The sequence below is a fragment of the Streptomyces sp. MS06 genome (assembly GCF_047200655.1).
Classification (GTDB): Bacteria; Actinomycetota; Actinomycetes; order Streptomycetales; family Streptomycetaceae; genus Streptomyces.
The window spans coordinates 24,922-51,038 of record NZ_JBJZOJ010000040.1 but is presented as its reverse complement, the minus strand read 5'-3'; the positions used below and the strand labels follow the sequence as shown (position 1 = coordinate 51,038).

Sequence of the window (26,117 nt, the reverse complement as noted above, 5' to 3'; positions counted from 1 at the left end):
TCACGTATCGAAAAGGAGGGCGGGACATGAGCGAACAGCAGCCGGCCAGGCGGGTCACCCGGCGCCGCGCGCGGACCCGGGCGCAGCTGCTCGACGCGGCCTTCACCGTCTTCGCGGCCAAGGGGTTCGGCCGGGTCTCCATCGAGGAGGTCTGCGAGGCCGCCGGTTACAGCCGCGGTGCCTTCTACTCCAACTTCGCCACCCTCGACGAACTGTTCTTCGCGCTCTACCGCGAGCGCGCCGACCTCATCGCCGACCAGGTCGCCGGAGCCCTCGCGCTGGACGGCCCCGAGCTCGACGTGCCGGCGTCCGTGGACCGCGTCACCGATGTGCTGCTGCTCGACGTGGACTGGCTTCTGGTCAAGACGGACTTCCTGGTCCGCGCCGCCCGTGCCCCCGAGGTCGCCCGCACCCTGCTGGAACACCGGGAGCGACTGCGCCGCGCGATCGCGGAGCGGCTCGCCCGCTCCGCACGGGGCCGGGCGCTGCCCGCCGTGCTCGGCGACGCGGACGGCGCGGCGCACGCCGTGGTCGCCGCCTACGACGGCGTCACCACCCAGCTCCTGCTCGACAAGGACGTCGCACACGCGCGCGCCTGGCTGAAACAACTGCTCACCGCGCTGCTCACGAGCGGCGGCGGCACCGTCGAACACTGAAGGGAACGATCGCATGGACGCGGACGTCATCGTCGTCGGAGCCGGCCTCGCCGGGCTGGTCGCCGCGCACGAACTGACCAGCCGGGGCCGCCGGGTCGCGCTGGTCGACCAGGAGAACGCCGCCAACCTCGGCGGCCAGGCCTTCTGGTCCCTCGGCGGGCTGTTCCTCGTCGACTCGCCCGAGCAGCGGCGCCTGGGCATCAGCGACTCCCTCGACCTGGCCTGGACCGACTGGCAGGGCAGTGCGCGGTTCGACCGGCAGGAGGACGAGGACTCCTGGGCGGTGCGCTGGGCGCGGTCCTACGTCGAGTGGGCGGCGGGGGAGAAGCGCTCCTGGCTCGCCGGGCACGGCATCCGGCTGCTGCCCACGGTCGGCTGGGCCGAGCGCGGAGACCTCCGCGCGGACGGGCACGGCAACTCCGTGCCCCGCTTCCACATCGCCTGGGGCACCGGCACCGGAGTCGTCGAACCCTTCACCGCCCACGCTCGGCAGGCCGCCCGGGACGGGCTGCTCACCTTCCACCACCGGCACCGGGTCGACGCCCTGGTGCTGGAGGACGGCGGGGCGCGAGGCGTCCGGGGGAAGGTCCTCGCCGCCGACGACTCGCCCCGCGGCGTGGCGTCCAACCGGGAGGAGACGGCCGACTTCCACCTCACCGCCCAGGCCGTGATCGTCACCTCCGGCGGTATCGGCGCCGACCACGACCTGGTCCGCCGCCACTGGCCCGCCCGCCTGGGCACCCCGCCCGCCGAGATGGTCACCGGCGTCCCCGCCTACGTCGACGGGCGGATGCTCGACATCAGCGCCGAGGCGGGCGTACGGCTGGTCAACCGCGACCGCATGTGGCACTACACCGAGGGCCTGCAGAACTGGAACCCCGTCTGGCCCGGCCACGGCATCCGCATCCTGCCCGGCCCGTCCTCCCTGTGGTTCGACGCCCTCGGCCGCCGCCTGCCCGACCCCTGCCTGCCCGGCTACGACACCCTGGGCACCCTCAGGCACCTGCGCACCACCGAGGACCTCGCGGGACACGACCACTCCTGGTTCATCCTCACCCGGAAGATCGTCGAGAAGGAGTTCGCGCTGTCCGGCTCGGAGCAGAACCCGGACATCACCGCCAAGGACCGCAAGGCCGTGCTGCGCGACCGGCTGCTGGGAAAGGGCGCGCCCGCCCCGGTCGCCGACTTCCTCCGGCACGGCGCGGACTTCGTGGTCGCCGACACCCTGGAACGGCTGGTCGAGAAGATGAACGGCCTCACCGCCGAACCGCTGCTGGACGCCGCCGAGGTGCGCCGCCAGATCGAGGCCCGCGACCTGCAGCTCGCCAACCCCTACGCCAAGGACTCCCAGGTGCAGGGCATCCGCAACGCCCGCCGCTACCTCGGCGACCGCCTCGGCCGGGTCGCCGCCCCGCACCGTCTCCTCGACCCCGACGCGGGCCCGCTGATCGGAGTCAAGCTGCACATCCTCACCCGCAAGACCCTCGGCGGGATCCAGACCGACCTCGACTCGCGTGCGCTGGGCTCCGACGGCACCCCCGTCGACGGCCTCTACGCCGCCGGGGAGGTCGCCGGGTTCGGCGGGGGCGGTGTGCACGGCTACAACGCGCTGGAGGGCACCTTCCTCGGCGGCTGCCTGTTCTCGGGGCGCGCGGCCGGCCGGGCCGCGGCGCGCCAGGTGGACTGAACCGGCGGGCGGGGCGGGCTCGGCCCGTTGGGACCGGTCGGCCGAACCCGGTGGGCCGGGCGCGGCCGACCCGTCGGGCAGGCTCGGCGGGGTGGGCGGGCCCGCCCGTGGCGGACCCGCGCCCGTCCCTCAGTCGTGGAGCAGGCCGGCCAGCACCGCCGCGTGGCTGTGCTCGGGGTCCCGGGACGCCGTCAGCAGTGTCACCGGCCCCCTGCGGGCCAGTTCCCGCAGGCTCCCGAGCAGTTCGACCGAGTCGGGAGCGGCGAGCTCGGCCCGGTAGCGGGAGCGGAAGTCCTCGAACGACGCCCGGTCCGCGTGGTACCAGCGGCGCAGTTCGGTCGACGGGGTGACCCCCTTCGGCCACTCGTCCACCCGAGCGGCGTCCTTGGTCAGTCCGCGCGGCCACAGCCGGTCGACCAGGACGCGCACCCCGTCGTCCGGCTCGGCCGGTTCGTACACCCGGCGTACCCGCACGCTCATGGAGGACCACCTCCGAGACGACCCTGCCCCGACCCTGTCGAGCCTAGTTCCGGGGACGGGGCCGCGCCGCCCCGCAGGGACCGCGCGGCCACCGCCGCCACCGCCTCGGCCACGGCCACCAGCGCGGGGGAGTCCAGCTTCCACTGCTGCCAGTGCAGCGTGACGTCGACGGGCCGGTCCGGCGCCAGGTCCACGAGGCGTCCGGCGCGCAGCAGCGGCTCCGCCTGGACCTCGGGCACCATGCCCCAGCCCAGTCCTGCCGCGACCGCGGTGACGAAGCCCTCCGAGGTCGGCACATGGTGGCGCTCGCGGGCGGCTCCCCGCCGCTGCCCGAGGCCGCGCACGAACCCGTCCTGGAAGTCGTCCCGCCGGTCGAAGACCACCACCGGAGCCTCCGGGAGCGCGTCCCGCAGCCGTCCGGCCAGCCGCTGCTCGGCGAACGCCGGCGCGGCGACGGGCAGGTAGCGCATCCGCCCCAGCACGCGCACCGAGCAGCCCGGCACCGGATCCGGTGACGAGGTCACCGCCGCCATCACCAGCCCCTCCCGCAGCAGCGCCGCCGTGTGGTCCTCGTCCTCCCGGCGCAGCTCGAAGCAGAGCCGCAGGGCCGGCGGAACGCGGGTGAGGGCGCCGAGGAACCAGGTCGCCAGCGAGTCCGCGTTCACCGCCACCGAGACCCGCGTCGGCTCGCCCGCCCCGCTCAGGCCCAGTTCGGTCCGGGCGTCCTGCTCCAGCCGTGCCACCTGGCGGGCCAGCCGCACCAGTACCGAGCCCGACTCGGTGGGCCGGACCGGTTTGGTGCGCAGCAGCAGCACCCGGCCGGTGCGCTCCTCCAGCGCCTTCACCCGCTGGCTGACCGCCGAGGGCGTCAGGTGCAGCGTGACCGCCGCCGCCTCGAAGGTGCCCTCGTCCACCACGGCCAGCAGCGTCCGCACCTGGTCCAGCGGCAGGTCTTCCCTCATGGCGACATCACGAGAGCTAATGTTACGTAAGAATCCTTAGCTGTACGCCGGGTGATCGCTTCCGTACCGTCGTGCCCATGTCCAGCGCACTCGCCGCCGCGGCGGCCGGTTTCGGTACCGGTCTGTCGCTCATCGTCGCCATCGGCGCCCAGAACGCCTTCGTCCTGCGCCAGGGGATCCGCCGGCACGCGGTCCTCGCCGTCGTCGGCATCTGCGCCCTGTCGGACGCCGTCCTGATCGCTCTCGGGGTGGGCGGCGTGGGGGCGCTGGTGGTGGCCTGGCCGGGCGCGCTCACCGCGGTCGGCTGGGCGGGCGGCGCCTTCCTGCTCTGCTACGGGGCCCTCGCCGCCCGCCGCGTGCTCCGGCCCGGCGCGCTGAGCGCGGAGGGCGAGGCGGCGGGATCGCGGCGGCGTGCCGTGCTGACCTGTCTGGCGATGACCTGGCTGAATCCGCACGTCTACCTGGACACCGTGTTCCTCCTCGGCTCGGTCGCCGCCGACCGCGGTGCGCTGCGCTGGACGTTCGGTCTGGGCGCCGTCCTGGCGAGCCTGTGCTGGTTCGCCACGCTGGGATTCGGTGCCCGGATGCTGAGCGGTCCGCTGGCGCGCCCCGCGGCCTGGCGGGTGCTGGACGGCCTGGTCGCCGCCACGATGATCACTCTCGGCTCGACGCTCATCGCCGGAACCTGAGCACATGTGTGCGATCCCTCCGCCGGCGCTGCGATAGTGAACCTCGCACGAAAGATGTAACGACCAGCCAGGGGCCCCGTGGACAGCAGCGACATCAGCGAGCCGAGCGACATCGGAGAGGCCGGCGGCCTCGGCGAGACGAGCGGCGCCGGCGGGCCGGGCGCCGGCAGGACCGGCCTTCTCGGCCAGAACCGCGAGAACCCCGGGAGTCGGGAAAGCGGCGGGAGCGGCGAGAACGCCGGGAGCGGGGAGAACGCCGGGACCGGACGCGCGGACCGGGCCGACCGTGCGGCCGCGCGAGGTGGCTTTGGGGGTGCCGGGGAACGGGAGTCGGCCGCGGAGGCTCCGGAGCGGGAGAACGGGCGGGGCTGGCGCCGCTGGGCCATGGACACCCGGCCGCTGCGCCGGCCCGCGTTCCGGCGCCTGTGGTCCTCCACCATCGTCACCGCGGTCGGCAGCCAGCTCACCGCCGTAGCCGTGCCCAAGCAGATCTACGACATCACCGGATCCTCGGCCTGGGTCGGCTACGCCAGCCTGGCCGGTCTGGTGCCCATGGTGGTGTTCGCGCTGTGGGGCGGGGCGGTCGCCGACACCGTGGACCGCCGCCGGCTGCTCCTCGTCACCAACAGCGGCATCGCGGTCACCTCCGTGCTGTTCTGGCTCCAGGCGGCCGGGGGACTGGAGTCGGTGGCCGTGCTCATGGTGCTGCTCGCCGTGCAGCAGGCGTTCTTCGGACTGAACTCACCCGCTCGCAACGCCTCCATCGCCCGCCTGGTCCCCGCCGGGGAACTCGCCGCGGCGGGCGCCCTCGGCTCGACGGTGATGCAGACCGGGCTGGTCGTCGGACCGCTGCTGGCCGGTGTGCTGATCCCGGTGATCGGCCTGCCGGAGCTGTACCTGATCGACGCCCTGGCCCTGTGCGTCACGGTGTGGGCGGTACTGCGGCTGCCGCCCCTCCCTCCGCTGGACGGACGGGCGGTGCGGCGGGCCGGACTGCGGCAGGTCGCCGAGGGCTTCCGGTACATCTCCGGGCACAGGGTGCTGCTGCTGTCCTTCCTCGCCGATGTCGTCGCGATGGTCCTCGGCATGCCCCGCGCCCTGTTCCCGCAGCTGGCCGCCGAGACCTTCGCCCCCTACGGGCAGGGACTCGCGCTCGGTCTGCTGTTCGCGGCGATCCCCATCGGAGCGGTGCTCGGCGGCCTGCTCTCCGGGACGTTCTCCAGAGCGCGCCGGCACGGCTGGATGGTCATCGGCGCCGTCGTCGCGTGGGGGGCCGCCGTCACCGGGTTCGGGCTGAGCGACAGCCTGTGGGTGGCGGTGGCGTTCCTGGCCGCCGGCGGTGTCGCGGACATGGTCTCGATGGTCTTCCGCGGTGCGATCCTGCTGTCCGCCGCCACCGACGAGATGCGCGGCCGCATGCAGGGGGTCTTCACGGTGGTCGTCGCCGGCGGCCCGCGCCTGGCCGACGTGCTGCACGGCACCGCGGGCTCGGTCTTCGGACCCCGGGCGGCCGCGGCCGGCGGCGGCCTGCTCGTCGTGGTCGTGATGCTGGCCCTCGCGGCGGCGGTGCCCGCCCTGCGGCGCTACCGGATCTGACCCGGCCGGGCCGCTCAGTACGTGTGGCGGTGCAGGTGGTACTGCTCCATCAGCTTGTTGCGGGTCGCCTCCAGCCGGTGGGCGAGGATCTCGGCCACGATCCGCATCAGGGACACGCCGAGGGCCGGGTCCTCCTCGCACAGCCGCAGCACCGGCCGGGCCTCGAAGGCGTAGGCGCGCACCGGGCTGAAGGCCTCCGCCCCGAAGTCCCACAGGTAGGGCGGGAACAGCCAGGACCAGCCGAGCAGGTCGCCCGCGCCGAGGCTGGCGACCGTGATGCGCTGGATCTCCGTCACCTGCTGGGTGAGGGAGACGGAGCCCGACCGGATGACCCAGAAGCGGTCGGCCGGGCCGCCGGCCTCGAAGATCCGGGCGTCCTCGGGGAAGGAGACCTCCTCGGCGAGTTCCATCAGGCGTGCCCGCTGCGGCGGGGGAAGGGCGGTCAGGAGTTTCGTCGCTTTCGTCATGGCGCGGGACTCCTCGACGTGCGATCGGTGCCGGAACCTCGTGGGGCTTATGCCCATTTCAGCCGCTGATCGCCCCTCGGGCACCTCGGCGGAGACCGGGGCGCTCCGCGGCGCTGCCCGGCAGCCCGCGTCCGGGCATGAAGAAGCCCTGGCTGGACGGGGGAAACCAGCCAGGGCCGTAAACGGTGGTGCACGGAGGACGGTCACGGTCGACCCCGTCACCACTTATGTGTGAACGATAAACCATCTGCCGGTGCCGCCGGTAATCGGAACCGGGTCACGTGACCGGTTTCACTCGGGCCCCACCCGGGAGCCCGGAGCGTCCGGAGCACGCCCCGCCGGGCAGGCCGGAGCACGCCCCGCCGGGCAGGCCGGAGCACGCCCCGCCGGGCCGGCCGTCAGCCCTGCCGGTGGCCGCCGGGGGTGAGGACCTCGTCCAGCACCCGCAGCACCGCCTCGTACGCCGTCGCGCGCACCGTCGCCTCGTCCAGTCCCGGACCGCTGCGTTCCCGCCAGGAGTGCGCCTCCCGCTCGGCACAGGCCCGGGCCCGCTGCAAGCGGCGTACCAGCTCGTCCGAATGCACCACGTCCGCCATCCCTTACGCGTACCCCCATCCGGTCGGCCGACCGCCACCGCCCGCTGCCCACTGCGGGGTTTGACGCGCCGCAGCCCGGTCAGCCGAACTGCGAGGCACACGACACCGCACACCGCGGCGGCCGCCGGTGGCACCACGCCCCCTCCCGGCCGCCCCCAGCAGAGCCGGCCCGCCACACCGCAGCAGCCAGGGAGCGAAAGGATGCGCGCACCGCAGCACCGGACCGACATTCCCGCAGAACCGCCCGCGACCGTCCGCCCGGCCGCCTGGCGTCCGGCGGACGTCCGCCGGGCCGTGCGCCGCGCCGTGCACCGCAGGTGCCGGGAGACCGGGTCCGCCTGTGACGAGGAAGCCCTCTCCGACGCGCTGCTCGTCGCCTCCGAGCTGACCTCCAACGCCATCCTGCACGGCGGGGGCGTCACGGACGTGCGCATCGGGATGGAGGAGCGGACGGTGCGCGTCTCCGTCTGCGACCGTAGCGACCTGCCCCCCGTAGAGGCGCCGCCCGTCGATTCCGCGGGTCGCCGGCGTGCCGGCGGGCGGGGCTGGCCGATCGTCCGCCACCTCTCGCGGGACGTGCGGGTGGCGGCTCTCCCGGCCGGCGGCAAGTGCGTCACCGCCCGGGTGCACGTGTTCTGAGAATCCTCTCCGGCCCGGTGGTGTTTGCGCCCGGAGCGGGAGGGCACTCGACGAGCCGTGCTTCGGACCGGAGGCGCGCCAGCGGGAGCGGCTTCAGGCCGTCCGGCCCCATGGTCCGGGCGGCCGCGGCAACTCCCGTGATCATTCCCTGAGACCCCGTTCAGGAGCGATCCGCATGCGCACCGACATGTCGACGAGCAGCCCGGCCACGGCCCCGCGGCCGGTCCGGCCGCACGACGACACCCCCGACACCGCGACCCTGTTCGCCCGGCTCGCCGCCCTGGACGACGGCCCCGAACGCGAAGCCCTCCGCGACGAACTGGTCACCGCCTGGCTCCCCATGGCGCACCGCATCGCCGGCCGGTTCCGCGACCGCGGGGAGTCCCTGGAGGACCTGCGCCAGGTGGCTGCCCTGGGCCTGGTCAAGGCCGTCGACCGCTACGACCCCGCCCGCGGGGCCTTCGAGAGCTACGCCGTGCCGACCGTCACCGGTGAGGTCAAGCGCCACTTCCGGGACCGGATGTGGGCGCTGCGGGTACCGCGCCGGGTGCAGGAGCTGCGCAACAAGGTGCGGCTCGCCCGGCGCGACCTCACCCAGCACCCGGGTACACCCGAGCCCTCCGCGGCCGACATCGCCGCGCACTGCGGGCTGACGGAGGAGGAGGTGCACACGGGCCTGGAGGCACTGGACAGCTTCAGCACGCTCTCCCTGGACGCCGAGGTGTCCTCCCAGGACGACGGATACAGCCTCGCGGACACCCTGGGCGCCGCCGACGCCTCCTACGAGGTGGTCGTCGACCGGGAGTCCGCCAAGGAAGGCCTGCGCAGGCTGCCCGAACGCGAGCGCGCCATCCTCTACATGCGCTTCTTCGAGGACATGACCCAGAGCCGCATCGCCGACCGGCTCGGTATCTCCCAGATGCACGTCTCGCGCCTGATCAACCGCAGCTGCGCCCGCATCCGGGACGAGGCGCTGGGAGCGCACCGGGCCGTCGGCGCGGCCTGAGCCGCCACCCGGCCGCCCCTCCCGGAGCACGGCCGGGAGGGGCGGCCGGGCGCCGCCGGGTGCAGGTGCCTTACCTCCTTCGGGGCCGAACGGCCCGGAAGGAGGTCTGACCGCACGCCGTACGGGAACACGAAGAAAATGGACGAATCAGAGCTCCCCCCGGAGGAACGTCCCGTCGACGTCTACCTCGGTCTGCTGCGGGTGAAGATGGACGCCGAGGACTTCCAGGTGCTGCTGGGCCTCGTCGAACCGGTCCTGCAGGCGATCGACGAACAACGCACCGCGGGTATCGACCTGGTCCTGGACGGCGGGGGCACCGACGAACTGCCCCAGGAGATCCGCGACGAGGCCGCGCTGGTCATCGCCGCCGCCGTGACCGGCCGGCTGGACAACCAGGTGATCGAGATCAAGGTGGAGGACTCCGAGCCGGTCCGGGTGGTCACCGACGCGGACACCGCGTCCGACCCGGAGAGCCGCGACCGCATCGCCGACTACCTGCGCGCCCGCCGCCGGCAAAACGAGGAACTGCGCGGCATCGCCGAGGCCAGCGGACTGCCCACGGACTTCTGAAGACCGCAGGCCGCCCCGCCCCGCCCGGACGCGCAGGGGCCGCAGACCCAGGCGCCCGGACGCGGACCGGCTCCCGGGCGGGGAGTGCGGACCCGGTGGCGGTCCGGGTCGGCGGCGACCACCCGGGGCCCGGGCGGCCGTGAGCCCCCGGCCGGTACGGGCGGCGGCTCGCGGCCGGTACGGGAGTCAGCCGTCGGCCGGTGAGGTGCGCGGCACGTCCAGCGGGCGGGCCAGGCCCACCACGGCCTCGTCCAACCGCTGCAGATGCCGCAGCACGCGGTCGGTGATCCGCCCGTAGCGGGGCGCCTCCGCGTTCCCGGGGGCCAGCAGCGCGGCGATACTGCGGCCGGTGACGACGGGGATCCGGCTGTGCTCGTCGGCGACCCGTGCGGAGAGCGCCCCGATGTTGTCCACGATGCGGCGCCCGGCACCGCGCAGCCGGGGATCGGCCGCGATCGAGGGATGGGTCGGCAGCAGCTCCGCCATCGCCGCCAGCGACCGCGCGTGGTAGGCGCAGGTCTCCAGCAGCGCCACCACGTACCGGGCACCGGTGCGCCGGGTGCGCAGCGGGCTCGCCGGATGCGTCAGCGGCTGCACCGCCGCTCTCAGATCCGCCAGCGCCTGGTCCAGACTCCGGGCCCGGTCCAGCAGATCCGCCGCCGGCCCGCCGCTGAGCTGCTCGACCGCCGCCTCGGTGACCTCTGCCAGCCGCACCAGAGCGGTGCCCAGCAGGTCCTGGGTGCGCTGGTGGGTCGGCACCGGAAGCACCACGGCCGCCGCGAACACCCCGCACGCCGCACCCAGCGCCGTCTCCTCCACCCGCAGCAGCAGCACGGACAGGCTGTAGGTGTGCAGCAGCGTGTACAGCAGCCCCAGTGCCGCGGTGACGAAGAACGACATCGCCGTGTACGACAGCGGAGCCGTGTAGAACATGGCGAACACGAAGACCAGCACCAGTGCGAACGCCGTCCAGGTGTGGTTCCCGACCAGGCCGGCCAGCAGGATGCCCGCGACCACGCCGAGCACCGTGCCCAGCAACCGCCGGTACCCCTTCACCAGGATCTCGCCGGTGGACGAGGTGTTGATGAACACGATCCAGCAGGTCAGCACCGCCCAGTACCAGCGCTGCGTGGAGAGCAGTTCCCCGCCGGCGATGGCGAGAGCGGAGCCCACCGTCACCTGCACCGCCGCCCGCGTGGTGGGCCGGCGCAGTCCGGTGAGCTGCTCCTGGCTCTCGAGCTCGACCTCCTCCGCTCCGCCGATCGCGGCGTCCTCGGCGTCGAGTTCCTCCCGCGAGCGGGTGGTGGCGGGGGAGTCGTCGGACTCGTCCTGCGGTCCCTCCAGTGCCGTGCGCAGGCCCAGCACCGCGCGGGCGGCCTCCCCGATGCCCCGGTAGACGTCCTGCACCGCCGGTGCGGCGGCCGGCAGGTTCTCCTCGTCGCGATAGCCGAGCAGCCGGTTGCGCACCTGGGCGAGTGCGGCGCTCCGCCGGGCGGCCGGTTCCAGGACCAGCAGCCGCAGCGCCGGCAGATCGCGCCGCAGGCCGTCGATCGCCGCGTCCCGTACCTGAAGGCTCCCGCCCGCCGGTACCGGCGCCCCCGGCAGGTGCAGTGTCAGCGTGTCGGCGCGTTCGGTGCCGCGCGCGGTGAGCAGCAGCAGCCCCAGCCGCTCGGCGGCGATCTCGGCATCCGCGACACGCCGCTGCACCAGACGGGCCGTCGACTCGTCGGCGGTGCCCTCGGACAGCCGCGCCTGGATCATCAGCGCCGTCTCGTGCAGCCGGGCGTTGCACTCGCGCACCTCCGCCAGCGCCTTCGCCGCCTCGTCGGGCCCCGCGTCCAGCAACTCCTCCTGCGCGGCCAGCAACCGGGCCAGCCGGGCCCGGAACGCCAGCCGCAGCCGCTCCAGGACGCCCGCCGGCGTCACCGGAACAACGGCGAACCGCATCAGCGCACAGCAGCCGATCGCGACCGCGACGGAGCCGCACAGCGAGGGCAGCGAGGAGACGGTGGCGCCGACGAACAGCGACACGAAGTACACCTGGAAGCCGATCAGCCCCAGGGCCGTGCCCCGGTCACCGAACCGGCGGCCGTAGACGGCGAAGAAGATCAACACCACGAAGAAGGCGTCGCCGACCGCCACCCGGCTGTTCAGCACGGCACCCAGCGACAGCGAGGTGAGCGCCACCGGCAGTGCCGCGGCCAGCGTGACGGCCTGCCGGGAGCGCTGCTTCTCCCGGATGGCGAAGGTGGCCACCATCGCCGTGATCGCCCCGGCCACCAGATGGGTGACCGGGGCGCCCAGCAGACTCAGCACGGTGACGGTCAGGAACATCGAGCCGGCCGTCCGGAGCCCGGCGACGAGCCGCAGGAGTCCCGGGTCGAACGCCGCGATCAGATCCCGCAGCCGGGCCCGGCCCGAACGCTCAGCTCCCCTCACGGCGCAGTGTCACTCCCGCCTCCGGCTCACGTCGTGGTCGCGTGCCCAGCATGGCACGGTGCGCCCGCTCGGCCCGCGGCGGCTCACCCGCCGACCGGGCGGCCCTCCTCGACATGGGCCCGCACCTGTTCCGGTGCCAGGTAGGTGTGGGTGTACTCGAAGTCCTTCAGCTTGGCCGGCCGGCGGGCCTGGAAACCGGTGCGGACGAAGTCGTCGCCCGCGACCGCGTTCAGCGTCCAGTTCGTCGCCACCCGCACCTTGGCGACATTGGTGCGCATCGCCCACCAGTGGTAGCCGCGGGCCGCGAACTGGGCGGGCAGGCCGTGCAGTTCGACGCCCAGCGGTTTGGACACCGCGTCCCGGCCGCCGAGGTCGACCACCAGCCCGAGGTCGCCGTGCTCGTACGGGCTCAGCGGCTGCCCCCGGAGCGTGGCGATGACGTTGTCGGCCGCCGTCCTGCCCTGCCGGGAGGCGTGCTGGGCCGTCGGCGGGCACACCGAACCGTTCTCGCCCGCCAGATCGGGCACGGCGGCGGCGTCGCCGAGCGCGAACACCCCGTCCTCGCGGGGCAGGACCAGCTCGGGTGTGACCGCGAGGCGTCCGCGCACGGTCTCGGCGCCGAGGGTGGCGATCAGCGGGCTCGCCACCACTCCGGCGGTCCAGATCAGCGTGTGCGTCGGGACCACCCGGCCGTCGGTGAAGGTGACCTCCTCCGGTCCCGCCTTGGCGATCGACACCCCCAGCGAGATCTCGATGCCGCGCCGGCGGAGGATCTCCTGGGCGCTGCGGCCGAGCTTCTCGCCCAGCTCCGGCATCAGCTTCGGCGCGATGTCGATCAGATGCCACCTGATCAGCCGGGGATCCAGCCGGGGATAGCGGCGGACCGCGCCGTGGGTCAGCCTCTGCAGGCAGGCCGCGGTCTCGGTGCCCGCGTACCCGGCGCCCACGACCACGAACTGCAGCCGTGCCGCGCGTTCGGCCGGGTCCTTGCTGGCGTCGGCGAGGTCGAGCTGGGAGATGACGTGGTCGCGGATGTAGGCGGCCTCCGCGAGCGTCTTCATGCCGAACGCGTGGTCGACCAGCCCGGGGATGTCGAAGGTGCGGGTCACGCTGCCCGGGGCAAGCACGATGTAGTCGTACCGTTCGTCGACGACCTCGTCGGTGATCGTGCGGATCACGCACACCTTGGCCTTCAGGTCCACGCCGATCGCGCCACCCGGGATGATCCGGGTGCGGTACTTGCCGCTGCGGCGCAGGGACAGCGCGATCGACTGCGGCGTCAGCACACCGGAGGCGACCTGGGGCAGCAGCGGCAGGTAGAGCTGGTAGGAGAACGGCGTCACCAGTGTCAGGTCGGCCTCGCCGGGGGAGAGCCGGCGCTCCAGTCGCCGCACGCACTCCACTCCCGCGAAACCCGCGCCGACCACCAGGATCCTGGGTCGTGTCACGATGTCCATCCCTTCTGCGGAGATGTGCGGCGGCCCGCCACGACGTCGCCGGGGCCCGTCGGAACGCTGCCGCGCGTCTCGTCGATCCCACCGCGTCCGCGGCCGTCCCGCCAGTCGAGCACGTCGGGCGGAGGTACGCGCGCAGCCCCAGTCTGCCCGCTTTCCCCTGCTTCGTCCTGTGCGCGACCCGCGCCGCGTACCGGCGGCCGGACCCGCCCTCACGCCTCCCGGCGCCGTGAAGCCGGCCCGTCCACCAGCGCCAGAGCGGCGTCGACGCCGTCCGACACCGGCACCATGGTGCTCACGCCGGTCAGGTCCAGGACCCGGCGGACGGCCGCGGCGGGCGCCATGACGTGCACGCTGCCCGACCGCTCGGCCGCCTCGTGGTGGACGCGGAGGACGGCGTTCATACCGGAGGAGTCCATGAACGGCACCGAGGACAGCTCGAGGAGCAGATGCCGACGGCCCTCGCGGAGCTGCTCCAGCAGCCGCTGCTGGAACTCCGACGCCGTGTCGAAGTCCAGGTGACCGGCCACGGTGACCAGGGCGACGTCGTCACGGACCCGGGAGACCTGCACGGACAAGGGGTTCTGGGCAAGCGGCATCTCTACCTCCGGCGGGGGCACGGGCGGCCGGCGCTTCGATCTCACAGCGCCTCCCCGCTTACCCCCGAAACCCCGCGCCATGCCGAACCGCCGCCGGGGCACGACGGCCTACCAGGGCAGGAACACGTGCACGTCCTTCCCGCGCGCGTCCGTGACCACGCTCACCTGGGTGCACAACGTCTCCACGAGGTACCAGCCGATGCCGCCGCTGCCGCTCGGGTGGAACGGGCGCGGCGCGGGGGCCGTCGTGCTGGTGTCGTGCAGCGTCACGTGCACCCCGTCGAACGTGCGGCGCATCCGCAGTTCGAACGGCCCCGGCGCGTACTGCACGGCGTTGGCAGCCAGTTCGGCCACGATCAGCACGATGTCGTGCCAGCACTCCGACGCAGCGGGCGGTTCGACCCGGGCCAGGTCGTCGAGGAACTCCTCGGCGGCCAGCCGGGCCCCGGTCACGTCCTGCGGCTCACCCGGGAAGGCCGCGGCCCTGCTCGGGATCCCGTGGAACGCCAGCGACTCGTCTCCGCGCGGCTCGTCTGCCATGTCTTCTTTCCTGCCCGGGCGTCAGCAGAGTCGTCACACCCTCTCGTGCGTGTCCGGCCCCCGGGTTCCCGTTCACCGTCGGGATACGCCCCCTGCTGCGTCGCCCGCGGCACCGATCCCCCAGGGCCCCTGCGCCGCCCGCCGTCGAGCCCTGCGCTCCGCCGCGGCACTGGGCCACCCCTGCCCGGCGAACGTCACCGGAACACATCGTCCCGGTCGTCCCAGCCGAGCACCTCCTCCGGCACGCCCTGCCACGCCTGCCGCGAACGGGCCTCGTACATCGCCTCGATCTCGGCCGCGCAGTGCCGCACGATCGCGTCCCGGCGAAGCTTCATCGACGGCGTCAGCAGGCCGTTCGCCTGGTCGAACGGCTTGGGCAGGATCCGGAAGACCCGGACGCACTCGGCGCGCGAGACCGCGCTGTTGGCCGTGGCCACCGCGCGACGTATCTCCTCCCGCAGCGCGTTCTCCTCACGGTCCTCCCGGCTCACGGGGCCGCCCTGCACGGCCAGACCGCCCCGCCAGTGCGCCAGGAACTCCGGGTCGAGGGTGATCAGCGCGCCCACGCACGGCCGCCCGTCACCGACCACCACCGCCTGCCCGATCAGCGGGTGCATCCGCAGCCGCTGCTCCAGCGGAGCCGGGGCGACGCTGATGCCCCCGCTGGTGACGATGACGTCCTTCTTGCGGCCGGTGATGGCGAGATAGCCCTCCGCGTCCAGGTGGCCGAGATCGCCGGTGGCCAGCCAGCCGCCGCGCAGCGCGGTCCGCGTCGCGTTCTCCTCGTTCACATAGCCCTGGAACACCGAGGGCCCGCGGACCAGGATCTCCCCGTCGCCCGCGACCCGGATCTCGGTTCCGGGCAGCGCCTGCCCGACGGTCCCCGACTTCTCCCGGCCGAGCGGCTGCACCGTGAGTCCGCCGCCGGCCTCGGTGAGCCCGTACCCGTCGTTCACGAAGATGCCGATGCCCTCGAAGAACAGGGACAGTTCGGGGTGCAGCGACGAGCCCCCCGACGTGGCCCGGCGCACCCGGCCGCCCAGTGAGGCACGCAGCCGCCGGTACACCGTCCGCTCGTACAGCGCGTGCTGGACGCGCAGATCGAGGCCGGGCCCCGAGCCCCGTCCCAGCCGCTGCCGCTCCACCGCCGCGGCGAAGTCCCGCGCGGTCCGCGCCGCCCGCTCGAACAGGGCACCGCGGCCCGCCTGCTGGGCCGTGCGGAGGAAGTTCTTGTAGATCTTCTCGAACACCGACGGCACGGCGAAGAGGTAGGTCGGCCGGAAGGACCGCAGCGCCGCCGACAGCGCCGACTCGCTGAGCTCCGGCTCGTGGCCCATGAGCACACCGCCCCGCAGGCACATCCCCTGCACCATCAGCCCGTAGACGTGCGAGAAGGGCAGGAACGCCAGCACCGAGGGCTGCTCACCGGGCGGTGCCGCGGTGTGCCCCCAACCTGCCATCAGCACGTCGCACGGGCTCGCCAGCGCCCGGTGGCTGAGCGCGCAGCCCAGCGGCCGGCCGGAGGTGCCGGAGGTGTACACGACGGCCGCGGTGGAGTCCGGCAGGACGATCCGGCGCAACGACTCCACCGTGGTCAGCGGCACCGGGTCGCCCTGCGCCACGAGCTGCGGCAGCGCTCCCGCGTCCAGCTGCCACACGTGCCGCAGCAGCGGCAGCGAGGCGCACACCGAGCCCACCGTCATCACACCCGGCTCGTCCTCGGCGACCACGCCCACGCAGCCGGCGTCCCGGAGGATGAACTCCACCTGGTCGCGTGCGGACGCCGGATGGATCGGCACGACCTCGGCGCCCGCCGCCCACAGCGCGTAGCAGAGGACCGTCCACTCGTAGCGGGTACGCGACATGATCGCCACCCGGTCGCCCGGTGAGATCCCGCAGGCGACCAGCCCCTTCGCCAGGTCGGCCACCTCGTCCCGCACCTCGATCGCGGCGACCTCCTCCCAGGCGCCGGCCGCGGTGCGGCGGGCGAGCATCGGGAGGGTGGGTTCGCGGTCCGCGGTCTCGAACACGCTGTCCGCCAGCCCGCAGGTCAGGGGCGGCACGGCCGGGGGAGCGAGGGCGGACTCGGGCATGCGCTGCTCCTGGGGTGGACGGGGCGGTACCGCCGATGGGCTGCGCGGTCGGCGGTGGTCGAATGTAGCCCAGGAAATGCCCGCCGGTAACGGGAACGGGGAACGCGTTTCCGCTTGGTGACCTCGGCGTCCCGCGAGGCCGGAGGGAACGCGCCACCGCCGGCGCCACCGCCGGCGCCGGCCCCGGGCGCACCACGCCCGGCCCGCACGGCGGACCCCCGCCCCTCCCTCAGCGCGGCCGGGGGGCGGCCGCGAGCGCCGCGTGCCCGCGGCCGACCGCCGCACCGGGTGCCCGGGGTCCGCACGGCCCCCCTGCGCGGCGCGCTGCCGTGACGGCGGGGAGGGGGGGGGGGGGGGGGGGAGGGGGGCGTCCCCCCCCCCCCCCCCCCCCCCCCCCCCCCCCCCCCCCCCCCCCCCCCCCCCCCCCCCCCCCCCCCCCCCCCCCCCCCCCCCCCCCCCCCCCCCCCCCCCCCCCCCCCCCCCCCGCGGCGTTGCGCCGGGGGTGTGCGCTCCCGCCGGGCGGGCCGGGCACGGCGAACGGCGACCATCGCTCCGCTCCGGCGGGGCGCTACGGCAGAATCACCGGCATGGGGATAGTCGCCGGCTTGGACAGCTCGCCCGATTTCACTCGCATCGTGGTCTGCGACGCGGACACGGGTGCCGTGCTGCGTCAGGGATACGCGCCGCATCCGCTGGAGAGCCCGGAGGGCGGGAGGCGTCCCAGCGACGTCGATCCGCAGGCCTGGCTGCTCTCCCTGGGCGAGGCGGCGGGCGGAGGGCTGCTGGAGGCCGTTCAGGCCATCGGCGTGTCGGCGCAGCAGAACGCGGTCGTGCCGCTGGACGCCCAGGGCGGCACCGTACGTCCGGCGCTGGTCGGCGGGGACCGGCGGGCGCAGGTCGCCGCGGCCGACCTGATCGACGCGCTCGGCGGGCGGGAGGCCTGGGCGCAGGCGGTGGGCAGCGTGCCGGCGGCCGCGCAGCCGGTGACCAAGCTGCGCTGGCTGGCCCGCGCCGAGCCGGAGAACGCGGCCCGTGTCGCGGTGCTGCTGCAGGCGCACGACTGGCTGGTGTGGCAGTTGCTGGGGCGGCCGGCCCGGCGGACGACGGACCGGGGCGGGGCGTCCGGCACCGGCTACTGGTCGGCGGCGACCGGGGCCTACCGGCCCGATCTGGTCGAGCTGGCGCTCGGTCACCAGGTCCTGCTGCCGGAGGTGATCGGCCCGTCCGAGGCGGCCGGTACGACGCCGGAGGGGCTGCTGATCTCCGCCGGGACCGGCGAGACCATGGCGGCCGCGTTCGGGCTCGGGATCTCTCGCGGCGACGCGGTGGTGTCGCTGGGCGCCTCCGGGTCGGTGATGGCGGTCCACCCCGAGGCGCTCGTCGACAGCACCGGGATGATCACCTCGCTGGCCGACGCGACCGGTATGCACCTGCCGGTGGTGACCACCTCCAACGCGGTGCGCGCCCTGCGGGGAACCGCCGAGCTGCTGGGGCTGCCCGATCTGGAGGGCCTGTCGGAGCTGGCGATGAAGTCGACACCGGGCGCGCACGGGCTGGTGCTGCTCCCCTATCTGGAGGGCGAGCGCACTCCGCAGCTTCCGCACACCGCCGGCACCCTGGCCGGGCTGCGGCGGGAGTCGATGAAGCCGGAGCATCTGGCGCGGGCCGCGTTCGAGGGCATGCTGTGCGGGCTCGCGGACGCGTTGGACGTGCTGCGCGGCCGGGGCGTGGAGGTGCGGCGGATCTTCCTGCTCGGTGCGGCCGCCGAGCTGCCCGCCGTGCAGGCGGCGGCGCCCGCGCTGTTCGGGGTGCCGGTCGTCGTCCCGCAGCCGGCGGACTACACGGCGATCGGCGCCGCCCGGCAGGCCGCGTGGGCGCTCGGCGCGTCCCGGGGCGCCCTGGACCCGCACACCCCGCCTCCCTGGCAGGGCGCGGCGGCGCAGGTCCTGGAGCCGGGCGAGGAGCTGGCGGTGGGGCAGGCGGTACGGCAGCAGTACGTGTCGGTGCGCGAGCAGACCCATCCCGGAGCGTTCCGCCCGTAGGTACGGTTCCGCGCTGCAGGCGCGGTTCCGCGCTGCGAGCGAGGATCCGGCCCACCGCACGAATCCGACTGCCGGCGCGGTCCCGGCCACAGGCGCGATCCCGACCGCAGGCGCGATCCCGACCGCAGGCGAGGTCCCGGCCGCAGGCGAGGTCCCGACTGCGGGCGCGATCCCGACCGCCGGTGCGAATCCGCCCCGTGGGGGTGAAACCGCCCGCGGGCCCGAATCCGCCCGTGGGTGCGAAACGGCAGTCCGATGGGTTAATCGGTTGAGGTAACACCGGTGGAGTGCCCGACGATAGGGGCCAGGGGCGATCGTCCACCCCCCCACGATGCCGACTCCGAGAGACCCAGCGTGCTCATACGACTACTGCGGACCTATCTCAGGCCCTACAAGAAACCCATCGCCCTGCTGGTGGCGCTGCAGTTCCTGCAGACCTGCGCCACTCTCTACCTGCCCACCCTGAACGCCGACATCATCGACAACGGGGTCGTCAACGGCGACAGCGGCTACATCCTGTCCTACGGCGGCCTGATGATCGGCATCTCGCTGGCGCAGGTCGTGTGCAACATCGGCGCCGTGTACTTCGGCGCGCGTACCGCGTCGGCGCTCGGCCGGGACGTGCGGACCGCCGTCTTCGACCGGGTGCAGTCGTTCTCCTCGCGTGAGGTCGGTCACTTCGGCGCGCCCTCGCTGATCACCCGCACCACCAACGACGTGCAGCAGGTCCAGATGCTGGCCCTGATGTCGTTCACCCTGATGGTGTCGGCGCCCATCATGTGCGTGGGCGGCATCGTGATGGCCCTGGGGCTGGACGTCCCGCTGTCCGGGGTGCTGGTCGCGGTGGTGCCGGTGCTGGGGATCTGCGTGACGCTGATCGTGCGGCGGCTGCGTCCGCTGTTCCGGTCCATGCAGAAGCGGCTGGACACGGTGAACCGGGTGCTGCGCGAGCAGATCACCGGCAACCGGGTGATCCGCGCCTTCGTCCGCGACGAGTACGAGCAGCGTCGGTTCGGGAAGGCCAACGCCGACCTCACCGACAAGGCCCTCGCCACCGGCAACCTCCTCGCACTGATGTTCCCGATGGTGATGACGACGGTGAACGTGTCGTCCATCGCGGTGGTGTGGTTCGGTGCGCACCGCATCGACAGCGGCGGGATGCAGATCGGTGATCTGACCGCCTTCCTCGCCTATCTGATGCAGATCGTGATGTCCGTGATGATGGCCACCTTCATGTTCATGATGGTGCCGCGTGCGGAGGTCTGCGCCGAACGCATCCAGGAGGTGCTGGGCACTGAGTCGAGCGTGGTGCCGCCGTCGGCGCCGGTGACCGAGCTGCGCCGGCACGGCCACCTGGAGATCCGGGACGCCGGGTTCCGCTACCCGGGTGCCGAGGAGCCGGTGCTCAAGTCGATCGGCCTGACCGCCCGGCCGGGCGAGGTGACGGCGGTGATCGGCTCCACCGGCAGCGGAAAGTCGACCCTGCTGGGCCTGGTGCCGCGGCTGTTCGACGCGACCGACGGGGAGGTGCTCGTCGACGGCGTACCGGTCGCGGAGATCGACCCGCAGGTGCTGGCGCGGACGGTCGGACTGGTGCCGCAGAAGCCCTACCTGTTCGCCGGCACGGTCGCCACCAACCTGCGCTACGGCAATCCGGACGCCACCGACGCGGAGCTGTGGCAGGCCCTGGAGGTGGCTCAGGCCAGGGACTTCGTGGAGCAGTTGGACGGCGGGCTCGACGCGCCGATCTCACAGGGCGGCACCAACGTCTCCGGCGGTCAGCGGCAGCGCCTCGCGATCGCCCGCACGCTGGTGCAGCGTCCGGAGATCTACCTCTTCGACGACTCCTTCTCCGCCCTCGACTACGCCACCGACGCGGCGCTGCGGACGGCGCTCACCGAGGAGACCGCCGAGTCGACCGTGGTGATCGTCGCCCAGCGGGTGTCGACCATCCGGGACGCCGACCGGATCATGGTGCTGGACGAGGGCCGGGTCGTCGGCACCGGCCGGCACCACGAACTGATGGCGGGCAACGAGACCTACCGGGAGATCGTGCTCTCCCAGCTCACGGAAGCGGAGGCTGCCTGATGGCCGGGCCGATGGGGCGGATGATGGCCGGGGGCGGCCCGGACAACCGCTCGATGGACTTCAAGGTGTCGGGCCGGCGGCTCGTCACCCGGTTCGCGCCGGAACGGGCCACGATCGTCACGCTGCTGGCCTGCGTGGTGTTCAGCGTCGGACTGAACGTGATCGGGCCGAAGATCCTCGGCCGCGCCACCGACCTGGTCTTCGGCGGCATCGTCGGCCGGAGCACGCCGGCCGGCCAGTCGAAGGAGCAGGTCCTCGACTCGATGCGGCAGCACGGTCAGGGCGGCGTCGCCGACATGCTCAGCGGCACGGACTTCACACCGGGCGAGGGCATCGACTTCGGCGCCGTGGGGCAGGTGCTGCTGCTGGCGCTGTGCACCTTCGTCACCGCGGGCCTGCTGATGGCGGTCGCGACCCGGCTGGTCAACCGGGCCGTCAACCGCACCATGTACCGGATGCGGGAGGACGTGCAGGGCAAGCTGTCGCGGCTGCCGCTGTCGTACTTCGACAAGCGGCAGCGCGGCGAGGTGCTGTCGCGGGCCACCAACGACATCGACAACATCGGGCAGACGCTGCAGCAGTCGATGGGCCAGCTGATCAACGCGATGCTGACGATCATCGGCGTGCTGGCGATGATGTTCTACGTGTCGTGGATCCTCGCGCTGGTCGCGCTGGTGACGGTGCCGCTGTCGTTCGTGGTCGCCACCCGGGTGGGCAAGCGGTCGCAGCCGCACTTCGTGCAGCAGTGGCGGTCGACGGGCGCGCTGAACGCGCACATCGAGGAGATGTACACCGGGCACACCCTGGTGAAGGTGTTCGGCCGGCAGGACGAGTCCGCCGCGCAGTTCGCCGAGCAGAACGAGGCGCTGTACGAGGCCGGGTTCCGGGCGCAGTTCAACAGCGGGATCATGCAGCCGCTGATGATGTTCGTGTCGAACCTCAACTACGTGCTGGTCGCGGTGGTCGGCGGTCTGCGGGTCGCCACCGGCGCGCTGTCCATCGGCGACGTGCAGGCCTTCATCCAGTACTCGCGCCAGTTCTCGATGCCGCTGACGCAGGTGGCGTCGATGGCGAACCTGGTGCAGTCCGGTGTCGCCTCGGCGGAACGCGTCTTCGAACTCCTGGACGCGCCGGAGCAGGAGGCGGACCCGGTGCCGGGCGAGAAGCCGGACGAACTGCTCGGGCGGGTGGAGCTGGAGAAGATCTCCTTCCGCTACGACCCGGACAAGCCGCTGATCGAGGACCTGTCGCTGAAGGCGGAGCCGGGGCACACGGTGGCCATCGTCGGCCCGACCGGCGCCGGCAAGACCACCCTGGTGAACCTGCTGATGCGGTTCTACGAGGTGTCCGGCGGCCGGATCACCCTGGACGGCACCGACGTGGCGCGGATGACCCGGGACGACCTGCGCGCCGGGATCGGCATGGTGCTGCAGGACACCTGGCTGTTCGGCGGCACCATCGCGGAGAACATCGCCTACGGCGCCTCCCGGGACGTCACCCGCGGAGAGGTCGAGGAGGCGGCGCGGGCCGCGCACGCGGACCGGTTCATCCGCACCCTGCCGGACGGCTACGACACCGTCATCGACGACGAGGGCGCGGGCGTCAGCGCGGGTGAGAAGCAGCTCATCACCATCGCGCGGGCGTTCCTGTCCGATCCGGCGATCCTGGTCCTGGACGAGGCGACCAGCTCCGTCGACACCCGGACCGAGGTGCTGATCCAGAAGGCGATGGCGAAGCTGGCGCACGGGCGCACCTCGTTCGTCATCGCGCACCGGCTGTCGACGATCCGGGACGCGGACACGATCCTCGTGATGGAGAACGGGTCGATCGTGGAGCAGGGTGCGCACGAGGAGCTGCTGGCCGCGGGCGGGGCCTACGCCCGGTTGTACCGGGCGCAGTTCGCGCAGGCGGTCGCCGAGGTGGACTGACCGGACCGCGGGCCGGAGGGCGCTCCCCGCGGGGAGCGGCCTCCGGGTCAGTCCAGGTAGCCGCGGAGCTGGTCGGCGAAGGCGTGGTCGCGGAGCTTGTTGAGGGTCTTGGACTCGATCTGCCGTATCCGCTCCCGGGTCACGCCGAAGATGCGGCCGATCTCCTCCAGGGTCCGCGGGCGTCCGTCGACGAGGCCGTACCGGAGCTGGACGACCCTGCGTTCGCGTTCGCCGAGGGTGGAGAGCACCGCGTCCAGGTGCTCGCGCAGCAGCAGGAACGCCGCCGACTCCACCGGCGAGGTGGCGTCGCCGTCCTCGATGAGGTCGCCGAGGGCGACGTCCTCCTCCTCGCCGACCGGGGCGTGCAGCGAGACGGGTTCCTGGGCCAGGCGCAGGACCTCCCCGACCCGCTCGGGCGGCAGGTCGAGCTGGGCGGCGACCTCCTGCGGGGTGGGCTCGTAGCCGCGTTCCTGGAGCATCCGGCGCTGCACCCGGACCACCCGGTTGATCAGTTCCACCACGTGCACCGGGACGCGGATGGTGCGGGCCTGGTCGGCCAGCGCCCGCGACATGGCCTGGCGGATCCACCAGGTGGCGTAGGTGGAGAACTTGTAGCCGCGCGCGTAGTCGAACTTCTCGACGGCCCGGATCAGGCCGAGGTTTCCCTCCTGGACCAGGTCGAGCATGGTCAGTCCGCGGCCGACGTACCGCTTCGCCACGGACACCACGAGCCGCAGGTTCGCCTCGATGAGGCGGCGTTTGGCGAGGCGGCCCATGACGACCAGGCGGTCCAGGTCGAGGGCGAGCCGGCTGTCCAGGTCGGCGGCGCCGCCCAGTTTCTCCTCGGCGAACAGGCCCGCCTCGACCCGGCGGGCGAGGTCGACCTCCTCGGCCGCGGTGAGCAGCGGGATGCGGCCGATCTCGCGGAGGTACTGCCGGAACAGGTCCGAGGAGGGGCCGCCGGTGTCGGCACGGGCGGGGCGCGGCGGCTCGGCGGGCTCCACGGCCGGGGCGGCGGCCGGCTCCACTGACTCGGCGGCCGGGGCGGCGGCCGGCTCCACTGACTCGGCGGCCGGGGCGGCGGGCTCGGCGGCCGCGGAGGCGTCCGCGGTTCCGGCGGGCGGCTCCACGGCGTCCGGGGCGGCCTGCGGGCCGGCGGGGGCCGCGGGCCGGGGTGCGGTCCGGCCCTGCGGGGGCACGGTGAGCAGGACGTCGCTGTCGGCGTCCGGCGCCGGGCCGTCCGGGGCGAGGGCGGTACGCGCGTCGGTCTGGGCGAGGGTCCGGGTCTGCACGGGGGCGACCTCCAGGGTGATCGCTGCGTAAGGGTGCGGCAGCGGTACTTCGGGAGCGGAGTCGGCGGCCTCGCCGCTGTCCGTCCCGTACGCGATGAGCGGAACCGCGGGGGTGTGCGGCCCGTGGGAGACGGGCCGGCCGCGCTCCGAGGACTCAGGCACCGGACCCAGTGTGGAGTACGACACATCGCCGAAACGAGGGGCGTGCGGTGACTTTTTGCATCCGGTTCGTGACCCGGTGGTTATCCCGGCCGGGAGGCGGCGGCCGCGGCGCGGTCCCGAACGGGCCGTGCGCCCGGGTGGTCGTCCCGGCCGGGGGCGGCGGCCCCGGTCCGGAGCGGGCAGTGCACCCGGTGGCCGGGGTCAGCCGGAGGGGGTGCTCACAGCGCGGTCGCGCCGTGCTCCCGCAGTGCCTGGTCGTACTGCTGGAGGACCCACAGCTCGTTCTGCACGGCGGCCAGTTCGGCCGGGTCGTCGACGGTGCCGAGGCGGGTGAGCCGGCCCTGGATGTCGCGGACCCGGCGTTCCACGGCCCGCCGGCGCACGGTGACCAGTTGCTCGCCCGCGTAGTTCTCGTCGACGGTCCGGCGCAGGATCGCCTCCACCGCCAGCTCGGTCACCATCGCCCGCACCGCGTCGTCGGGGGCGGCCTCCCGGACCCGGATCAGGTACTCCTGCGGGTCCTGCACGCCCCACTCGGCGCCCCCGGCCTCCAGGACGGCCTGCCGTACGGCGGCGTAGGGCGGCGCGGTGAACTCGTCGACGCCGTACGCGTCGAAGGCCGGGGAGACCAGTTCGGGGCGCTGGAGGGCGAGCTTGAGCAGCTCGCGCTCGGTGGCGAAGACGGGGTTGCGGAGGTTGAGGGCGGGGCCGCGGGGAGCCGCCGCGGCGGGGGCGGCCCACTGCTCGCGGGGGGCGGCCTGCTGGGGGGCGCGGCCGCCGCGCTCGCGCGCCCAGCGGGCGAGCTGGGCCACCCGCCGGACGACGAACTGGGTGTCGAGGATGCCGAGCATGCCGGCGAGCTGGACGGCGACCTCGTGCTGGGCGCCGCTGTTCTTGATCCGCGCGACGACCGGCGCGGCCTCGTCGAGCGCGGACGCCCGCCCGGCCGGGGTGTCGAGGTCGTAGCGGGCGACGATCTGCCGCAGCGCGAACTCGAACAGCGGGGTGCGGGGTTCGGCCAGGTCGGCGACGGCCTCGTCGCCCTTGGCGAGGCGCAGCTCGCAGGGGTCCATGCCGTCCGGGGCGACGGCGATGTAGGTCTCGGCGGCGAACTTCTGGTCGTCCTCGAAGGCGCGCAGGGCAGCCTTCTGGCCTGCCGCGTCGCCGTCGAAGGTGAAGATGACGCGGGCCGAGCCGTTGTCCATCAGGAGCCGGCGGAGGATCTTGATGTGGTCGCCGCCGAAGGCGGTGCCGCAGGTGGCGATGGCGGTGGTGACGCCGGCGAGGTGGCAGGCCATGACGTCGGTGTAGCCCTCGACGACGACCGCGCGGCTGCTCTTCGCGATGTCTTTCTTGGCCAGGTCGATGCCGTAGAGGACCTGGGACTTGCGGTAGATCGCGGTCTCGGGGGTGTTGAGGTACTTGGGGCCGTTGTCGGCCTCGTAGAGCTTGCGGGCGCCGAAGCCGACGACGTCGCCGCCGATGTCGCGGATCGGCCACATCAGCCGGCCGCGGAAGCGGTCGATGGGGCCGCGGCGGCCCTCCTGGGCGAGGCCGGACAGCACCAGTTCCTTGTCGGAGAAGCCCTTGCCGCGCAGGTAGCGGGTGAGGTGGTCCCAGCCCTGGGGGCTGTAGCCGACGCCGAAGTGCACGGCGGACGCCTGGTCGAAGCCGCGTTCGGCGAGGAAGACGCGGCCGGTCTCCGCCTCGGGGGAGGTGGCGAGCTGCTCGGCGTACCACTCGGCGGCGATCTTGTGGGCCTCGACCAGGCGGATGCGCTCACCGCGCTGGTGGGCCGGGTTGTAGCCGCCCTCCTCGTAGCGCAGGGTGATGCCGGCCTGGGCGGCGAGGCGCTCGACGGACTCCGAGAAGGAGAGGTGGTCGACCTTCATCACGAACGTGATGGTGTCGCCGCCCTCCTGGCAGCCGAAGCAGTGGAAGAGTCCCTTGCTGGGGCTGACCTGGAAGGACGGTGACTTCTCGTCGTGGAAGGGGCACAGGCCCTTGAGGTTGCCGCCGCCCGCGTTGCGCAGCTGGAGGTACTCGGACACCACGGCGTCGATCGGGACCGCGTCCCTGACCGCCTTCACGTCCTCGTCGTTGATCCGTCCTGCCACGCGTGAAGTCTACGG

21 protein-coding genes are annotated in these 26,117 nt (G+C 73.6%); 10 read left to right on the top strand and 11 right to left on the bottom strand.

The window, feature by feature from the left end:
• Positions 1-26 precede the first annotated feature (26 nt).
• The gene (locus ACL02U_RS21460; protein WP_412792500.1) at positions 27-656 is read left to right on the top strand and encodes a TetR/AcrR family transcriptional regulator; all 630 of its coding nucleotides are present in this window, start codon (positions 27-29) and stop codon (positions 654-656) included.
• A 13-nt stretch (positions 657-669) separates the two neighbouring features.
• Complete coding sequence (locus tag ACL02U_RS21455; protein ID WP_412792499.1) at positions 670-2,343, top strand: FAD-binding dehydrogenase; 1,674 nt, start codon at positions 670-672, stop codon at positions 2,341-2,343.
• Between the two features lie 129 nt (positions 2,344-2,472).
• Here the strand turns inward: ACL02U_RS21455 and ACL02U_RS21450 are convergent, their stop codons facing one another.
• Together ACL02U_RS21450 and ACL02U_RS21445 are read right to left on the bottom strand one after the other, a co-directional pair.
• A complete protein-coding gene (locus tag ACL02U_RS21450; protein ID WP_412792498.1) occupies positions 2,473-2,823 on the bottom strand; it encodes a DUF488 domain-containing protein in 351 nt (116 codons plus the stop codon).
• Positions 2,820-3,785 (bottom strand): LysR family transcriptional regulator ArgP, encoded by a 966-nt coding sequence (locus tag ACL02U_RS21445; RefSeq protein ID WP_412792497.1) that lies wholly within the window; start codon positions 3,783-3,785, stop codon positions 2,820-2,822. The genes ACL02U_RS21450 and ACL02U_RS21445 overlap by 4 nt, the downstream gene beginning before the upstream one ends.
• Before the next feature lie 77 nt (positions 3,786-3,862).
• On the opposite strand from ACL02U_RS21445, the gene ACL02U_RS21440 reads away from it, so the two are divergent.
• A complete protein-coding gene (locus tag ACL02U_RS21440; RefSeq protein ID WP_412792496.1) occupies positions 3,863-4,474 on the top strand; it encodes a LysE/ArgO family amino acid transporter in 612 nt (203 codons plus the stop codon).
• A 78-nt stretch (positions 4,475-4,552) separates the two neighbouring features.
• Positions 4,553-6,070, top strand: coding sequence for an MFS transporter (locus ACL02U_RS21435; protein ID WP_412792495.1), 1,518 nt, complete (start codon positions 4,553-4,555; stop codon positions 6,068-6,070).
• Positions 6,071-6,084: 14 nt separating this feature from the next.
• Here the strand turns inward: ACL02U_RS21435 and ACL02U_RS21430 are convergent, their stop codons facing one another.
• Positions 6,085-6,537, bottom strand: coding sequence for a cyclic nucleotide-binding domain-containing protein (locus ACL02U_RS21430; RefSeq protein ID WP_412792494.1), 453 nt, complete (start codon positions 6,535-6,537; stop codon positions 6,085-6,087).
• Positions 6,538-6,935: 398 nt separating this feature from the next.
• On the bottom strand, positions 6,936-7,133 hold the full coding sequence (locus ACL02U_RS21425) for a hypothetical protein (RefSeq protein WP_412792493.1): 198 nt from the start codon (positions 7,131-7,133) through the stop codon (positions 6,936-6,938).
• Between the two features lie 201 nt (positions 7,134-7,334).
• Between ACL02U_RS21425 and ACL02U_RS21420 the strand changes: the two genes are divergently transcribed.
• From ACL02U_RS21420 to ACL02U_RS21410, 3 genes are all read left to right on the top strand, one after another.
• Complete coding sequence (locus ACL02U_RS21420; RefSeq protein WP_412792492.1) at positions 7,335-7,772, top strand: ATP-binding protein; 438 nt, start codon at positions 7,335-7,337, stop codon at positions 7,770-7,772.
• A gap of 175 nt (positions 7,773-7,947) precedes the next feature.
• Positions 7,948-8,778: a SigB/SigF/SigG family RNA polymerase sigma factor gene (locus tag ACL02U_RS21415; protein WP_412792491.1), complete on the top strand. Its 831-nt coding sequence runs from the start codon at positions 7,948-7,950 to the stop codon at positions 8,776-8,778.
• A gap of 138 nt (positions 8,779-8,916) precedes the next feature.
• A complete protein-coding gene (locus ACL02U_RS21410; RefSeq protein WP_412792490.1) occupies positions 8,917-9,348 on the top strand; it encodes a hypothetical protein in 432 nt (143 codons plus the stop codon).
• A 186-nt stretch (positions 9,349-9,534) separates the two neighbouring features.
• Here ACL02U_RS21410 and ACL02U_RS21405 read toward each other — a convergent pair whose 3' ends face one another.
• The 5 genes from ACL02U_RS21405 to ACL02U_RS21385 form a co-directional block, all read right to left on the bottom strand.
• Positions 9,535-11,787 (bottom strand): FUSC family protein, encoded by a 2,253-nt coding sequence (locus tag ACL02U_RS21405; RefSeq protein ID WP_412792489.1) that lies wholly within the window; start codon positions 11,785-11,787, stop codon positions 9,535-9,537.
• 83 nt (positions 11,788-11,870) lie between these two features.
• On the bottom strand, positions 11,871-13,244 hold the full coding sequence (locus ACL02U_RS21400) for an NAD(P)/FAD-dependent oxidoreductase (RefSeq protein ID WP_412792488.1): 1,374 nt from the start codon (positions 13,242-13,244) through the stop codon (positions 11,871-11,873).
• A 209-nt stretch (positions 13,245-13,453) separates the two neighbouring features.
• Positions 13,454-13,840 (bottom strand): STAS domain-containing protein, encoded by a 387-nt coding sequence (locus ACL02U_RS21395; protein ID WP_412792487.1) that lies wholly within the window; start codon positions 13,838-13,840, stop codon positions 13,454-13,456.
• Between the two features lie 108 nt (positions 13,841-13,948).
• On the bottom strand, positions 13,949-14,380 hold the full coding sequence (locus ACL02U_RS21390; RefSeq protein WP_412792486.1) for an ATP-binding protein: 432 nt from the start codon (positions 14,378-14,380) through the stop codon (positions 13,949-13,951).
• A 194-nt stretch (positions 14,381-14,574) separates the two neighbouring features.
• On the bottom strand, positions 14,575-16,473 hold the full coding sequence (locus tag ACL02U_RS21385) for an AMP-dependent synthetase/ligase (protein WP_412792485.1): 1,899 nt from the start codon (positions 16,471-16,473) through the stop codon (positions 14,575-14,577).
• A gap of 587 nt (positions 16,474-17,060) precedes the next feature.
• On the opposite strand from ACL02U_RS21385, the gene ACL02U_RS21380 reads away from it, so the two are divergent.
• The 3 genes from ACL02U_RS21380 to ACL02U_RS21370 all read left to right on the top strand — a co-directional run bounded on the left by ACL02U_RS21380 (position 17,061) and on the right by ACL02U_RS21370 (position 22,531).
• Positions 17,061-18,515, top strand: coding sequence for an FGGY family carbohydrate kinase (locus ACL02U_RS21380; protein ID WP_412792484.1), 1,455 nt, complete (start codon positions 17,061-17,063; stop codon positions 18,513-18,515).
• Between the two features lie 354 nt (positions 18,516-18,869).
• Positions 18,870-20,603, top strand: a complete 1,734-nt coding sequence (locus tag ACL02U_RS21375; RefSeq protein ID WP_412792483.1) for an ABC transporter ATP-binding protein — start codon at positions 18,870-18,872, stop codon at positions 20,601-20,603.
• Positions 20,603-22,531 (top strand): ABC transporter ATP-binding protein, encoded by a 1,929-nt coding sequence (locus tag ACL02U_RS21370; RefSeq protein ID WP_412792482.1) that lies wholly within the window; start codon positions 20,603-20,605, stop codon positions 22,529-22,531. Before ACL02U_RS21375 ends, ACL02U_RS21370 begins: the two co-directional genes overlap by 1 nt.
• A gap of 47 nt (positions 22,532-22,578) precedes the next feature.
• On the opposite strand, the gene ACL02U_RS21365 is transcribed toward ACL02U_RS21370, so the two are convergent.
• Together ACL02U_RS21365 and dnaG are read right to left on the bottom strand one after the other, a co-directional pair.
• Positions 22,579-23,985: an RNA polymerase sigma factor gene (locus ACL02U_RS21365; RefSeq protein WP_412792481.1), complete on the bottom strand. Its 1,407-nt coding sequence runs from the start codon at positions 23,983-23,985 to the stop codon at positions 22,579-22,581.
• A gap of 218 nt (positions 23,986-24,203) precedes the next feature.
• A complete protein-coding gene (dnaG, locus tag ACL02U_RS21360) occupies positions 24,204-26,102 on the bottom strand; it encodes a DNA primase (RefSeq protein ID WP_412792480.1) in 1,899 nt (632 codons plus the stop codon).
• Between the last annotated feature and the right edge of the window lie 15 nt (positions 26,103-26,117).

Bases quoted from the DNA above. Each gene is read 5' to 3' on its own strand.
- ACL02U_RS21430 (WP_412792494.1), bottom strand. From the start codon at position 6,537: ATGACGAAAGCGACGAAACTCCTGACCGCCCTTCCCCCGCCGCAGCGG.
- ACL02U_RS21395 (WP_412792487.1), bottom strand. From the start codon at position 13,840: ATGCCGCTTGCCCAGAACCCCTTGTCCGTGCAGGTCTCCCGGGTCCGT.
- ACL02U_RS21390 (WP_412792486.1), bottom strand. From the start codon at position 14,380: ATGGCAGACGAGCCGCGCGGAGACGAGTCGCTGGCGTTCCACGGGATC.
- ACL02U_RS21425 (WP_412792493.1), bottom strand. From the start codon at position 7,133: ATGGCGGACGTGGTGCATTCGGACGAGCTGGTACGCCGCTTGCAGCGG.
- ACL02U_RS21420 (WP_412792492.1), top strand. From the start codon at position 7,335: ATGCGCGCACCGCAGCACCGGACCGACATTCCCGCAGAACCGCCCGCG.
- ACL02U_RS21385 (WP_412792485.1), bottom strand. From the start codon at position 16,473: ATGCCCGAGTCCGCCCTCGCTCCCCCGGCCGTGCCGCCCCTGACCTGC.
- ACL02U_RS21450 (WP_412792498.1), bottom strand. From the start codon at position 2,823: ATGAGCGTGCGGGTACGCCGGGTGTACGAACCGGCCGAGCCGGACGAC.
- ACL02U_RS21370 (WP_412792482.1), top strand. From the start codon at position 20,603: ATGGCCGGGCCGATGGGGCGGATGATGGCCGGGGGCGGCCCGGACAAC.
- ACL02U_RS21410 (WP_412792490.1), top strand. From the start codon at position 8,917: ATGGACGAATCAGAGCTCCCCCCGGAGGAACGTCCCGTCGACGTCTAC.
- ACL02U_RS21380 (WP_412792484.1), top strand. From the start codon at position 17,061: ATGGGGATAGTCGCCGGCTTGGACAGCTCGCCCGATTTCACTCGCATC.
- ACL02U_RS21460 (WP_412792500.1), top strand. From the start codon at position 27: ATGAGCGAACAGCAGCCGGCCAGGCGGGTCACCCGGCGCCGCGCGCGG.
- ACL02U_RS21440 (WP_412792496.1), top strand. From the start codon at position 3,863: ATGTCCAGCGCACTCGCCGCCGCGGCGGCCGGTTTCGGTACCGGTCTG.
- ACL02U_RS21455 (WP_412792499.1), top strand. From the start codon at position 670: ATGGACGCGGACGTCATCGTCGTCGGAGCCGGCCTCGCCGGGCTGGTC.
- ACL02U_RS21415 (WP_412792491.1), top strand. From the start codon at position 7,948: ATGCGCACCGACATGTCGACGAGCAGCCCGGCCACGGCCCCGCGGCCG.
- ACL02U_RS21445 (WP_412792497.1), bottom strand. From the start codon at position 3,785: ATGAGGGAAGACCTGCCGCTGGACCAGGTGCGGACGCTGCTGGCCGTG.
- ACL02U_RS21400 (WP_412792488.1), bottom strand. From the start codon at position 13,244: ATGGACATCGTGACACGACCCAGGATCCTGGTGGTCGGCGCGGGTTTC.